The organism is Candidatus Avedoeria danica (assembly GCA_016703025.1).
Lineage (GTDB): Bacteria > Chloroflexota > Anaerolineae > Epilineales > Epilineaceae > Avedoeria > Avedoeria danica.
The window spans coordinates 1662611-1676418 of record JADJCV010000004.1 but is presented as its reverse complement, the minus strand read 5'-3'; the positions used below and the strand labels follow the sequence as shown (position 1 = coordinate 1676418).

Here is a 13808-nt window from a genome sequence, read left to right as displayed (position 1 = left end):
GTCGGCCCCCAGCGCGTTAGGCGGATTGTCCGAGGTCCGCACCGGAGCGTTCGGTGAGCGATCCTGCTGACGAGCGCGGCTTGGTCGAGTCGGCCCGCACCGGTGACGGGAAAGCGTTCAGCGTGCTCTACGAGCGCTACGTCGATCGCGTCTACAGCTTCGTGCTGTTTCGCGTGCGCGACGACAGCGTGGCCGAGGACCTGACGCAGGACGTGTTCGTTCAAGTGCTGCGCGGCCTCGACGGCTACGACTGGCGCGGGACGCTCGCGCCGTGGCTGCTCCGGATCGCGCGCAACACGGTCATCGATCATTGGCGCCGTGTCGGCCGCCGGCCCGAGCGGCCCATCTCGGCCGTCGAGTCGGACGAGGATGGGGATGACGAGGACACCCGAATCGGTCGGGTGGTCGACGAGGAGGGGGAAGTGGCGATCGTTCAGGCTGAAGCGATGCTCGATCGTGCGGCGTTCCAGCGCGCGTCGGCTCAGCTGACCGATCTCCAACGCGAGGTCTTGGCGCTGCGATTTGCGTCCGGCCTCAGCATCCGCGAGACGGCCGAGGCGATGAATCGGAGCGAGGGCGCGATCAAGAACCTGCAGCACCACGCCGTGCGCGCATTGCGCCGCGCCCTTGGCTGGGACAACGCCTCGTGAACGATCGACGACCCCCCGAGCGTCCCGAGCGCGACGCGCTGCGCGGCGGCCCTGCCCCGAACGACGCGGCGGACGACGCGATGGCGGCCGATGCCGCCCAGGCCGAGCGATTCGCCGCTGCCTGGACGGCCGTGACGAGCGGCACGCCGCTGCCTGACGTGCTCGCCGAACTGGCCGACGACGCCGAACTTGCTTCGCTCGTCCGGCTTGCCGCCAAGGCGTCCGTGGTCCTGCCGGCATCCGTCGGCGAGACGACGCGCGCCCGGCAGGCCGCCGTGTTGCGCGCCCTCGTCCCGGCGGAACGCCGTGACGGACGGGCCGCAGCCCGAACGCCCGGCGCCGCGGCGGACGCACGGGACGGGCGCAGGCGACACGGTGTGCCGGCGGGACGTCCGGCGACCGACCGCTCGATCCGGGCCCGCTGGCTTGGCGGCCGACCGCAGCTGTTGCTGCGACTGACCGCAGCCGTGCTCGCCGTCGCGCTCGGGCTTGGCTCGTCGGTGGTCGTATCGGCTGATGACGTGCCCGGCGATGCGCTGTACGGCGTCAAGCGGGCCGCCGAGAGCGCGCGCATGGCGCTGATCTTCGACCCCGGCCGTCGGGCGGCGTTCCATCTCGAGTTGGCCGAAGTCCGCATCGCCGAGATTCGCGCCCTGATCAACCGCGGCCGCAACCCGTCGGCGCGGATCGTCGAGGCGTTGATCGCCCAGCTTTCCTCGGCCGGGCGCGATGCCGCCAGCGCGCAGGATCGTGCGCTCATCGAGAACGTGCGCATGGCGCGTGATGCGGCCGCCCGCTCGTTGGGCGAGCTGGCAGGTCAGGCACCGAAAGAGGCGGCGCGCGTGCTGAACAGCGGCATCGCGGCGCTGGCGCCCGTACCGCTGCCGTCGACGGGCCGCCCGGATGTGCACGCCCCGCCGCGCGGCGAGCGCGGCCGGCCGTCGCCGACGGTGGATGTCGCGGCGGTGCCGACGGATGTCGAGGCGGGCGGCGGCGACGCGGTGCCGCCGGCCAGCCCGACCGACCGGCCGACAACGGCACTGCCGCCCTACGTCGCCGCCCCAACGGTTGCCGCCGCGACGGCGCCGGCCGGCGACGCGCCGCCGCCGGGCGGGCCGCCGGGCGCGGGCGAAGGGTCGTTGCCGCCGAGTGGCGGGGCGGCTGCGCCGACGAGTGCGCCGCCGGCGCAGGCAACGGAGGTGCCGCCACCGCCCGTCGAGGCGCCGACCCAGGTGAATCCGTTCGCCGGTCAGCGAGCGACGGCGCTGATCAGCGAGCCGCCCCCGGCGACGAAGGTTCCGTCCAGAACCCCCAAGCGTCCGTGACCGCACGGAGGGAAACCGGCCGGGGTGGAGTTGCTCGGCGTCTTGGTTTCGGCGCATGCGTCGCGGTGCTCGCCTGGCTGGCGGCGTCCGCCGCTTGGGCGGGATTGCATGCGCCGGTTGCGGCTCCGCCCGAGGCCGGCGCCGCTGCGCGAACGGACCTCTCCATCCGGCTCTATCTCCCGTTCGGCAATGTGTACGTCGACCCCCGGACCCGCGCCACACAGCTCGCGGCTGCCTCGCGCACGCCGCGCACGCCGCGCACCCCGACCGCCACCGGGTCGCCAACCCGTGCCGTGACGACGATGCCCACCCTACCGCCGTCGCCGACGCCCTCGCCGCCCGCAACCGTCGGCTCGCCGACACGCACGCTCGCCGGCCCGACGGGTACGCGGACGCCCCCGGCCACCGACGCGGCAACCGCAACCGCCGGCACCGCCAGCCCGTTGCCGGCGACGCCATCGCCGACGCCAAGCCCGACGCCCTTCTTCGCGGCGCACGACCCGGCCACGGATCGGCTGGCGCCTCGTGCCGCCGGGCGCAGCGGCGCCACTTCCGTTCGCTTCGATGCGGCTGCGCGCGGCTATCGCTTCGCGCTTGCCGGCGACGCACAGCCCAGCTGGTCGCTCGACCTCACGCATCCCGACGTGCAGCGCGGTCGCATGAGCCTGCGCGAGATCTCGAGCGGCCGTTATCCCGCGGCCGGCGCCGGCCTCTACTACCGGACGCTCGAGGACGAGGTCGTCGAGCCGCGGCTCTTCCTCCTCGACTGGACGGTCGAGCGCCTCGAGCACGCCGTCGTCGGCGGATCCGTTGTCGTCACGGTCACCGAGCGACTCGAGAACGTCGAACATCGCAAGCGCTATACGCTCATGCCGATCGGGCGGTCGATCGCCCTGCGAGCGGAGAGCTTGGACGGGCCGGGCGATGCCAGCGGGCGCTATGCCGGCTTCACCGCCGGCGATATCGAGGGCGGGCGGACGGCGGTCAGTGTCCGGGTGCCGTACATGGACAGCGTGCCGGTGACGTTCGTCGACGGCAAGTGGTTCACGAGCGCGCTGTTGGACATGCCGCAGTCACATGCCAACGCGCTGGCGGCGCGCGGGCCGGCGCCGAGCGGCGGGGGCTACGCCAACGAGCTGGCTGCGTTCTATGATCCCGACGCCCTCGGCCTCGTGCGCGCCGTCGACGAGACGGTGTGGTTGACGTGGTCGGCCGATGTCGCGGACACCTTCGCCGAGCCGCCCGGCCCGGTGGCGCCGCATCGTGCCGCCAACGTCGGGCGGCTGCATGTGACGCTTGTCGAGGATGCCGTGCCGCCGGCCGTCCGACCAACGTTTGCCGACCGCGTCGGCTATGTGGACGCCCTGCGCGCGCTCGGGGTCGCCGACATCGTCCTCCACGCGCCCGAGTGGCAGGCGTTGGACGCATTGCCGCCGGCGGCGTGGCCGCCGGACGGCGCACGGGGCGGCGAGGACGGGTGGCGGGCGCTGGCTTCGGCCGCGGCGGTGGCGCCATCGGCGGCGTACACGCTGACGACGTCCGGCTGTCCCGAGCGGCTCAACGCCGCCTATCGTACGACGGAACGCGTGACCGGCCGCGACGGCTTGCCGACACAGATGGATGTCGGCCTCGCCTGCCGGGATGGGTCGACGGTCCCGCGCTTCTTGATCCCGCCGACCGGTGCCGCCCGCCAGTCGCTCGAGGATGCGGACCGTTGGACGGCGGCGGGCGTTCGTGCCGTTACGCTCGACGTCCTCGGCGCGTGGAATCCGGCGTTCGGTTGGCCGGGCGCCCCGGACAGCAACCTGGATTTCGACTCAAGCCCGCGCCATCCGGGGGCCATCGGTGAGAGCGTCGCGGCGCACAGCCGCCTGTTCGCCGACCTTCAGCGCCGCCTCGGCGCCGTGTGGGCCGACGGGGCGCACGGCCCGTGGACGGCGCGCTATGACACGTTCTATCTGGGCTACCTGGATGGTGTGGCGCGCAGCCTCTCGACCGGACAGTTCGACGACAGCGCCGGTGCCGACGTGTCGGTCGTGCCCGACTTCGTCCTCCAGACGGCGCGCCCGAAGGCGATCGGCTACGGGCTTGGCACGATCGAGCGCTTCTTCGGGGCGGCGCGTCCGGCCGGCCCGTTGACGGCCGCCGAGCGCGACGCATGGCGCGCCACCGAGCTGGCGTTCGGGCATGCCGGGGCGTGGCTTTCCTCCGGCGTGGCGCGACCGGTGGGTGCACGTGCCTGGGCGGGCGCCCCGGCGTCACCCTTGTCGCTGGCCGAGGAGGTCAAGGACTACCACCTGTTCCTGCCGCTCCAGACCCGCTATCTGGAAGCGCCGCTGCTCGGCGTGGTCTACGTCGGCCCGGACGGCCGCGAGCGAGCGCTGGCCGCTGCGCTCGTCGATGGCCTCGACCTCATCGGCCCGCGGCTCGTGCTGCGTTACGGCGGCCCGCACGCGATGACGGTCTGGGTCAACCTAGGGGATGGGACGTGGCCCGTCGTCCACGACGACCGCGTTGTCGACCTGCCGCCGGACGGCTGGCTGATCGACGGCACGGATGTCGACGGCTACAGCGCCCTCGTGGACGGCCACCGGGTCGACTACCTGCGCTCCCCCCAGTGGACGCTGACGGACGGCCGCGGTGTGGCGACGGCGTTCGAAGACGGGTCGACGGCGACGTGGCTGCGGATTGCGCGCACGGACGGGCGGGTGATCGAAGGTCGGGAGGATGGGGCGGTGGGTATCCCGTAGGGGCGACGCATGCGTCGCCCGATACCCGTGCGTGTCGCAATGTGCGAGGGATGTGATCCACCCGGAACGCCGAACGTCATGGGCGACGCATGCGTCGACCCTACAGGACGGGTTCGGGCGCCACCGGCTCCGGTACGTCGAACACCAACTCCGACCCGTCCGGCGCGATGTCGACGACGACGTGGTCGCCGGGCTGGATCGTGCCGGAAAGGATCTTTTCCGAGAGCGGGTCCTCGATGAGGTCCATGATCGCCCGGCGCAACGGTCGGGCGCCGAACTCGGGGTCGTAGCCTTCCTCGAGGACCTTGTCCTTGGCCCCCTCCGTCACATGAATCGTCACCCGCTGGGCTTCGAGCCGCGGGCCGATCCGTTCGAGCTGGACGTCGACGATGTGGCGCAGGTTCTCGCGGGTGAGCGGTCGGAAGACGAGCAGCTTGTCGACGCGGTTCAGGAACTCCGGCTTGAAGGTCCGCTTGAGCTCATCGATAACCTTGTCCTTCATGACGTCGTACTCGGCCGTCAGGCGGTCCTGGTCGTCCTTGCCGGCATTGAAACCGAGCACCTGGTGCTTGTTCAGCTGCGACGCCCCGACGTTCGAGGTCATGATGATGATCGTGTTTCGGAAGTCTACCTTGCGGCCCTTGGCGTCCGACAGGTGGCCGTCCTCCATGATTTGGAGGAGCATGTTGAAGACCTCGGGGTGCGCCTTCTCGATCTCGTCGAGCAGCACCACCTGGTACGGGCGGCGGCGTACGGCCTCGGTCAGCTGCCCGCCCTCGTAGTAGCCGACGTAGCCGGGCGGGGCGCCGACGAGGCGCGCCGTGGCGTGGCGCTCCATGAACTCGCTCATATCGATCTGGAGCAGCGCGTCTTCGCTGCCGAACATGAACTCGGCCAGCGCCTTTGCGAGCTCGGTCTTGCCGACGCCCGTCGGGCCGAGGAAGATGTAGACGCCGATCGGCCGATGCGGGTCCTTGAGTCCGGCCCGTGCGCGGCGGACGGCTTTCGAGATCGCCTCGATCGCCTCGTCCTGGCTGACGATGCGGGCGTGGAGCGTTTGCTCCATCTGCAGCAGGCGCTCGCTCTCTTCGCCGGCGATCCGGACGACGGGCACGCCCGTCCACATCGCGACGACCTCGGCGATGTCCTCCTCGGTCACCTCGAGCTGGTCGTTCGACGCGTCGCGCATCGTCTCGATCGTGCCCGACAGCTCGCGCTCCCGCTCGCGCAGCACGACGGCTTCCTCGTAGCGTTCTTCGGTGAACGCCTTGTCACGCTCCCCCTGCAGGCTGCGCAGGTTCTCGAACGCCTCGTGCAGGCCGGGGGTGTCGGGCAGCTTGTACATCCGCACCCGGCTGGCGGCCTCGTCGACGAGGTCGATCGCCTTGTCGGGCAGGAAGCGGTCCGTGATGTAGCGCGCCGCCAGCTGGGCCGCGGCCGCCAACGCTTCGTCGCGGATCTTGAGGTTGTGGTGCTCCTCGTAGCGCGGCTTGATGCCGCGCAGGATCTGCACGGTCTCTTCGACGCTCGGCTCTTCGACGAACACGGTCTGGAAACGCCGCTCGAGCGCCGCGTCGGCCTCGATGTAGCGGCGGTACTCGTCGAGCGTCGTGGCGCCGATGCACTGGAGTTCGCCGCGGGCAAGCGCCGGCTTCAGCAGGTTGGCGGCGTCCACGCTCGAGCCGGCTGAACCGGCGCCGACGAGCATGTGGAGCTCGTCGATGAACAGGATGGCATCCGAGCCTTTCAGCTCGTCGACGACGCGCTTCATTCGCTCCTCGAACTGACCGCGATAGATCGTTCCGGCCACGAGGCTGCCGACGTCGAGCATGAAGACGCGCTTGTCCCGCAGCTGGGCGGGCACGTCGCCCTCGGCGATCCGTTGGGCGAGGCCCTCGACGATGGCGGTCTTGCCGACGCCGGGCTCGCCGATGAGGGCCGGGTTGTTCTTCGTGCGGCGGCTGAGGATCTGGATCACGCGCTCGATCTCGCGCCGCCGGCCGACGACGGGGTCCAGCTGGCCCTCCTCGGCTTGCGCCGTGAGGTCCGTGCCGAGCTGGTCCATCATCGGCGTCTGCTGGCTCTTCTTGGGGCGCTCGACCTTTTCGCGGCTCGGCGTCTGCATGATCGCCCGCGTGGTCTGCATCCGCACGAGCGAGAGGTCGCAACCGAGGTCCTTGAGGACGTCGATCGCCAGCCCGCCGCCCTCGCCGATCAGGCCGAGGAGGAGGTGCTCGGTGCCGATGTACTGGTGGTTCATCCGGCGCGCCTCTTCGACGGCGCGCTCGATCACGCGCTTCGTGCGCGGGCTGAGGCCGGTGGTCTGGCCGGGCGAGCGGCGGCCGGCGCGGCGGCTGGACTCCTCGATGATCCGCCTAACCTGAACCGGGTTGACGCCAAGGTCGCGCAGCACACGCGCTGCGACACCGCGCTCCTCCTGCACGAGCCCGAGGAGCAGGTGCTCGGTGCCGATGTAGCTGTCCTGAAGGCGTCGCGCCTCCTCCTGTGCCAACATCAAGACGCGGCGGGCACGTTCGGTGAACCGATCGTCGAACTTGGCCATCCTCGATCCCATCTAACCGGCGGGGGTGGAGGGCGCCCCCCCACCCCCGCGATTATTGTGTCGATTCGTCTAGACCCGCCGACGTAGCGTTACGGATCCCCTGTCGTCCGTGTTCGGCGCGGCGGACTAGGCCTCATCCTCCATCGCGGCCGCCGCCATCTCGGGCTCGGCAGCCGGCTCGGCCATCTCGTCGCTCTCAACGATGGCCTCGGCAACGGGTTCATCCGCCGCCTCAACGGCAACCGTCTCGACCTCGGCCGGTGCCTCGAGCGTCTCAACCACGGCCGGCGCGTCGGCTACGACATCGGCAGCGACATCGGCAGTGACATCGGCAGTGACATCGGCAGTGACATCGGCAGTGACATCGGCTGCAACGTCCGCAGCCGCCTCGACCGGAGCTGCGACCGGCTCGACTGCCGCCGGCACAGCCTCGACTGCCGCCTTGGCCTCATCCGCAGTCGGCACGGCGGCTTCGGCCGCCGCACCAACGCCAGCCACCTCGCCGACTTCGGCGACGTCGTCCGTGGCGATGACGAGGTCATCGTAGGCCACGTCGGCGCGCTTCAGGCTCAGGCCGATGCGCTTGCGGTCCGGATCGACGCGGATGACGCGGACCGTCACCTCGTCGCCCGGCTGCACGATCTCACCGGCCGGCTTGCTCTCGTCCGACAGCTCGGACACGTGGATCAGGCCCTCGATGTCGCCGTCGAGGCGCGCGAAGGCGCCGAAGTCCGCCAAACGGGTGATCGTGGCGGTGACGACCTCGCCGACGACGAACCGCTGCTCGATATCGCTCCACGGCTCGGGCATGAGCTGCTTCATCGACAGCCCGATGCGCTTGCGGTCGCGGTCGACGCTGATGACCTTGACGGTCACCTTGTCGCCCAGGTGGAGCACCTCGCTCGGGTGGTTCACCCGGTTCCAGGCGAGCTCCGAGAGGTGGACGAGGCCATCGGCGCCGCCGATGTCCACGAACGCGCCGAAGTCCGCCAAGCTGGTCACGATGCCGGTGAGCACCTGCCCATCCTCGAGCGACGTCAACAGCTCGCTCTTGGACGACTTGCGGCGCTCGCGCATCGCGGCGAGCTCGGAGAGGATCAGCCGGTTCTTGCGGCGATCGATCTCGATGATCTTGAGCCAGATCGGCTGGCTGACGAGCAGCGCCAGCGGGCTCTCGCCGCTGCCGTCGATCTGCTCGCGGCTGAACCCGTGTCGCCGGTCGATCTGTGACGCCGGCACGAAGCCGCGCACCTGGCCGACGTAGACGATCAGGCCGCCCTTGTTGTGGCCGCTGACGTTCGCCTCGAACGACAGGTCCCCCTTGTGGAGCTCTTCGGCCTGGTCCCAGTCCTGCCCGATGCGCGCCTGCGACAGCGAGAGCACCAGGTTGCCCTGCCGGTCCTCGGGGTTGATGATGAGGCATTCGACCTCATCACCCACCTGAAGCCCGGCGATGTCGTCCTTCGTCATCGCCGACATCTCGCGGCTGGAGAGGATGCCCTCTCGCTTGCCGCCGACGTCGATCAGGACTTCGTTGTCGCGGATGAGCGCGATGTGGCCATTGACGATGTCGCCCCGCTGGAAGCGCTTCCCCTGGTCGTCGTACGACTCGAGGAGCTCCAGCATCGGGTGGGGCATTGCGGATGTGGTTGTCGAAAATGGGTCGGTCATTCAGTCTTCCTCACACACAGAGATGCGCGCGATTATACCGCATCGGGCAGTCGCTGCATGAATCCGAGGCGAGGCGTCATGACTTGGCGAGCGCGATCGCCTCGATCTCGACCCGTGCGCCGCGCGGCAGCGCCTTGACGGCGATCGTCGAGCGGGCGGGCGGCGCGCTTGGAAAGCTGTCGGCGTACACGGTGTTCATCGCCTGGAAGTCATCCATATCGATCAGGAACACCGTGGTTTTCAGCACGCGGTCCAGCCCCGATCCGGCAGCGTCGAGGACCGCCGCCAGGTTCGTCAGCGCCTGCCGCGTCTGGACGCTGATATCGCCATCCACGAGCTGGCCGGTGGCCGGATCGATCGGCACCTGGCCGGAGCAGAAGACGGTCAGGTCGACGCGGACGGCCTGGGAGTACGGGCCGATGGCGGAGGGCGCCTTGTCGGTGGAGATGACGGTGTGGTGGTGGCCGACGCCGGGGTCGATGATGCGGGGGAGGGGCTCGGTGGTCATGGGGTGGTCCTTTGCGAGGGAAGGGCGTTCGCGGCGCCCGCGGCCTGGGCGAAGATCATCCGGCCGGCGACGGTCTGCAGCACGCGCGTCACCGTGACGTCGAGCATCTCGTCCACGTGATCGCGCCCGCCCTCGACGACGACCATCGTGCCGTCCTCGAGATAGCCGACGCCCTGGCCGAACTCCTTCCCTTCCTGGATGATCCGGATATCCATCTGCTCGCCGGGCAGGAGGATCGTCTTGACGGCGTTCGACAGCTCGTTCAGGTTCAACGCGCGGACGCTCTCGATGGCGGCGACGCGGTTCAAGTTGTAGTCGTTCGTCATCACCGGGCAGTTGAGGTCCTGGGCCAGCCGCACGAGCTTTCGGTCGACCTCGTGCGTGCCGGGGGCGTCCTTGTCCGTGATCTCGACTTGAACGGCCTTCGAGTTCTGCAGCCGGTTCAGGATCTCGAGTCCCCGCCGACCGCGGTTGCGGCGCAGGCCGTCGGACGAGTCGGCGATCTGCTGCAGCTCGGCCAGGATGAAGCGCGGGACGAGAAGCGTCTTGTCGATGAACCCGGTCTCGGCCACGTCCGCGATCCGGCCGTCGATGATGACGGACGTGTCAAGGAGGATGTAGCGCCCGGACTGGTCTTCGAGGCCCTTGCCGGACAGGATGCGTGAGAGGACGGACAGATAGGCGTTCGGGTTGCGGCCGACGATGCTCGCGCCGAGGTAGCCGAGGACGAGCGCCGATCCGAAGGGCAGGAAGCGGTTGAACGGCGCGGGCAGGCGCGCAAGGGCCGGTGTGAGCAGGGCCGACAAGAGGAGCCCGATCATCAGCCCGAGCGCCGCGCCGGCCAGCGTCGCCGGCGGCGCTTCGGCGAGCTCGGTGCGGATCTCGAACAGCGGCCGGAGTATCGTCGGCGTGAAGAGGTAGCCGATGCCGAAGCCGAACAGGGCGAACGACGTCGCGAACGCCAGGTTGACGAGCGTGACCTCTTGGATGCCGCCGATGTTGCCGGCGTTCAGCGACTCGGCGATCTGCTTGGCAACGTCCGCCGGCAACAAGGCCGCGCCGGCGCTGTAGCCGACGATGGCCAACGTCAGCGCGCCGGCAAGCCGGACCCAAGTGACGTATCGACGATTTCTCATGCGGTACTCCCGTCTGCCACGAGGGGCAATCGGGACCGCCACAGCAGGAGCGATGCGGAGCCGGTCAGGCGTTGCAGCCGACGGCGTCCGTCGCGCGGGTCACGGGCAGAGCCGCGCGCGCGGCCGTCGCACGGTGCCACGGGCACGGTGCGGCGGGGCGCTCGGGCGATGCGGGGCGTGGTCAGTGGCTTGCGCGGTGTCCATCAGGTGCTGTGCCGGTCGGATGAAGGGCGATGCGAATGCGCATCTGGATGAATGGTCTTGACCGAGACGCGCCTGGAGTGTAGCACGGCCACACACCCCTCGGCCACCGTCGCCGCCCTTCCCCCGCTACCCTCCCGGCCAGAGCGTCGGGATGACGTGCACCAGCGCCCACACCGACGTCGCCAGCAGCCCCGCGTCGAACGCCGCCATCCCGGCCGCCGCGATCCCCTCCGCCCAGGCCGGCCGCCGCACCGCCTTCGCCAGCCAGCGCGCCCACTCGCGGATGCCGAGCATGGCGGCGGTGGCGATCGGGATCAGCGCCGGGAAGAGATAGCGGCCTTGGTGTTGGACGAAGGTCAGGTTGTACCAGAGGTAGCCGCCGACCGTCGTCGCCACGACGAGGCCGAAGACGACGACGACGTCGCGCTGGAGCGGGCCGACGTCGCTGTCGCTTCCGCCGTCGACGTCGCTGTCGTCGACGCGTCGCCGGTCAACGTCGCCCATGTCGCCGATGTCGATGTCGATGCCGCGACCGGTGCGGGAAGCGCGCCATGCCCGCCGAACGTAACCCGCGAACCCGATCATCATGATCACCGAGGCCAGCGCGAGCACGATGTAGATCCGCCGGTCCATGAACGCCGCCATCCACCCGAACACGCCCCAGAAGCTGTCGAACGTGAACACGACCGCCCGCTCCAGGTACGCGCCCCAGCCATGCTCCGCGATCCAGTCCGCCGTCCGCGGCTGCCCGACGACGACGCGGTCGTGCGCGGCGAGGCCGAACGGGTCGGTGACACCGTAGACGAACATGTTGCGGATGAACCACGGCGCGGCGATGAGGAGGCCGAGCGCACCGCTCTTGGCGGCAGGCGCGACCGCTTCGCGAATGGGTGCGCCTTCGCGCCGTGTGCGCAGGACCTCGGCCGCGGCGAGCGGCAGGATGACCGGGTAGACCGTCAGCTTCGTAAGGAGCGCCACGCTCCAGATGAGGCCGGCCCACACGACATAACGGCGGCGCGTGGTGCGGCCGGCGAGGCGGTGGACGGCGGCGAGGAGGGCGAGGGCCATGACGAGGTTGGCGAGGGCGTCGTTGTTGGCGCTGGCCGCCATGTAGGCCGACATCGGCACGAACGCGACGAACGCCATGACCGCGTGACTCACCGCGCGATGGGCAGGCAACATCATGACGACGGTCTGCCAAGCGAGGACCAGGGTCAGCCAAAAGAGCGGAATCGACAGCCAGCGGATGATGATTGCGACCATTGCGTCGCAGGAGAGCAATGGGATGTCGACCCCCCAGTGATCACGGCACTCAAGCCCATTCCCCGTCCGCCATCCCATGAAGAGCGGCGCCATGAGCGCATAGTAGAGAGGCGGCTGGTGATCCTCGTAGGTCAGGCCCTCCCACTTGGGACTCCGGCCGTAAGGTGCGTTAGGATCGTGCTGAACGGTGTCCAGACGCGCGGGAACCCAGTCGCCCGGCCCAATCACCGGCCACTCGGGTGCCCGAAGTGCCAACTGAACGACATAGTTGGCGTGAGCCGGCTCGTCGGGCGCCTGCCACGGAGGCGTCCGCCAAGCGAACTGGCTCGCCAATCCGGTGGCTGCGACGACGATCAGGACAGCCAGTCGTCGCCCCGATCCTCGGGCGTCATGTATCGGCGAGTGGGTCATCGCAGGCCGCCTTGTCGCGTCGCGGGCACCGTTGATCCTTCGAACGTTCACGCGAAGCGAGCAAGAACGATGCCCAGCTCATACAACAAGTACATCGGCACCAACACCATCAACATCGTGAACGGATCCGGCGTCGGCGTCAGGATGGCGGCGGAGACGGCCATCACGAGGACGGCGTGGCGGCGGTAGCGGCCGAGGGTCTTCGTCGTGACCAAGCGCAGCTTGGCCAACAGGAGGACGATCAGCGGCGTCTCGAACGTCAGGCCGATGATCATGAGCAGGTTCGTGAAGAACGCGATGTAGAGGCTGAGCTGCGGGCGCGGGACGATCTGGATTTCGCCGCCCGTGATCTGCGCGGTGGCGCTGCCGTCCAGGAACTTGATCAGGAAGTTGATCGTCCGCGGGAAGACGATGTAGTAGCCGAAAAGCAGGCCGAAGACGAAGAGCACGAACGCGCCCGGAAGGAAGATGTAGAGCCACTTGCGCTCGGAAGGCATCAGCGCCGGCATCACGAACGCCACGAGTTGGTAGACAAGCATCGGCATGGCGATGCAGATGCCGAGCATGAGCGCCACGCGGAAGTACGTCGTGAAGCCCTCGAGCGGCTGCGAGACGACCATTTCCGGGCAGGCGGTGCACATCCCGATCAGGCCGTTGATGACCGCCTTCGAGAACCCGAGCCCGACGAGCATGCCGAGGAACACCGACCCGACGGCCCACATCAGCCGCTTGCGCAGCTCGCGCAGGTGCTCCATCAGGGGCATCGCGGGCAGGGGTGTGGCAGTCGTCATTCGTCGACCTCGGGTGAAGTCTCGGCGGCCGTCGGCTCAGGTGCGCGCTCCGCCCCGCGGCTTGGCCCGCCCATGGCCTCGATCGCATGCTCCGCCGGGTCCACATCGTGCACCCGCATCATCTCCGCCATGTCGGGCGGCAGGATCGAGCCGACATCGTCCGTCGCCGCACCGGACGAAGTCGATTCGCCGGTCGCCACCGTACCCATCGTCGCCGCATCCGAATGCATCGTCGCCGCATCCGACGACGCTGCGCTCCCCGTCGACCCGCCCGTCACCGCCTCCCGCTGCGCCTCGTCCACCAATGCGCGCGTCTCGGCGCCGAAGCGTTGGACCTCGTCGACCGCCGACGTCAGCTCCTTCTTGGCCGCCTCGATCTCGCTGGCCGCCGCCTCGAACTCGCGGCGGATCTCGCCGGTGGCCTCCTCGGCCGCCGAGCGGAGCTGTCGGAACATCCGCATCCCCTCGACGATGACGGTCGGCAGTTTCTCGGGGCCGAAGAGCAGCAGGAAGAGGATCGCCACGAAGACGAACTC

At 69.6% G+C, this 13808-nt stretch carries 10 protein-coding genes; 3 read left to right on the top strand and 7 right to left on the bottom strand.

Going from position 1 to position 13808, the window contains the following annotated elements; translation table 11 throughout:
* Window positions 1-53: 53 nt before the first annotated feature.
* The 3 genes from IPG72_10100 (at window position 54) to IPG72_10090 (ending at window position 4725) form a co-directional block, all read left to right on the top strand.
* Entirely contained in the window at window positions 54-650 is a 597-nt protein-coding gene (locus IPG72_10100; protein ID MBK6769336.1) for a sigma-70 family RNA polymerase sigma factor, read from the top strand.
* Window positions 647-1975 (top strand): hypothetical protein, encoded by a 1329-nt coding sequence (locus tag IPG72_10095; protein ID MBK6769335.1) that lies wholly within the window; start codon window positions 647-649, stop codon window positions 1973-1975. Before IPG72_10100 ends, IPG72_10095 begins: the two co-directional genes overlap by 4 nt.
* Window positions 1976-2040: 65 nt before the next feature.
* Entirely contained in the window at window positions 2041-4725 is a 2685-nt protein-coding gene (locus tag IPG72_10090; protein ID MBK6769334.1) for a hypothetical protein, read from the top strand.
* Between the two features lie 100 nt (window positions 4726-4825).
* Here the strand turns inward: IPG72_10090 and IPG72_10085 are convergent, their stop codons facing one another.
* From IPG72_10085 to IPG72_10055, 7 genes are all read right to left on the bottom strand, one after another.
* On the bottom strand, window positions 4826-7288 hold the full coding sequence (locus IPG72_10085) for an ATP-dependent Clp protease ATP-binding subunit (protein MBK6769333.1): 2463 nt from the start codon (window positions 7286-7288) through the stop codon (window positions 4826-4828).
* Between the two features lie 126 nt (window positions 7289-7414).
* A complete protein-coding gene (locus IPG72_10080) occupies window positions 7415-8959 on the bottom strand; it encodes a S1 RNA-binding domain-containing protein (GenBank protein ID MBK6769332.1) in 1545 nt (514 codons plus the stop codon).
* Window positions 8960-9035: 76 nt separating this feature from the next.
* Window positions 9036-9467: a RidA family protein gene (locus tag IPG72_10075; protein ID MBK6769331.1), complete on the bottom strand. Its 432-nt coding sequence runs from the start codon at window positions 9465-9467 to the stop codon at window positions 9036-9038.
* Window positions 9464-10288, bottom strand: a complete 825-nt coding sequence (locus IPG72_10070; GenBank protein ID MBK6769330.1) for a TRAM domain-containing protein — start codon at window positions 10286-10288, stop codon at window positions 9464-9466. Before IPG72_10070 ends, IPG72_10075 begins: the two co-directional genes overlap by 4 nt.
* Before the next feature lie 645 nt (window positions 10289-10933).
* Window positions 10934-12070 carry a DUF2142 domain-containing protein gene (locus tag IPG72_10065; GenBank protein MBK6769329.1) on the bottom strand — a complete coding sequence of 379 codons (1137 nt, stop codon included), beginning with the start codon at window positions 12068-12070 and terminating at the stop codon, window positions 10934-10936.
* Between the two features lie 458 nt (window positions 12071-12528).
* Window positions 12529-13272 carry a twin-arginine translocase subunit TatC gene (gene tatC / locus IPG72_10060; GenBank protein MBK6769328.1) on the bottom strand — a complete coding sequence of 248 codons (744 nt, stop codon included), beginning with the start codon at window positions 13270-13272 and terminating at the stop codon, window positions 12529-12531.
* Entirely contained in the window at window positions 13269-13796 is a 528-nt protein-coding gene (locus tag IPG72_10055; GenBank protein ID MBK6769327.1) for a hypothetical protein, read from the bottom strand. Before IPG72_10055 ends, tatC begins: the two co-directional genes overlap by 4 nt.
* Window positions 13797-13808: the final 12 nt, after the last annotated feature.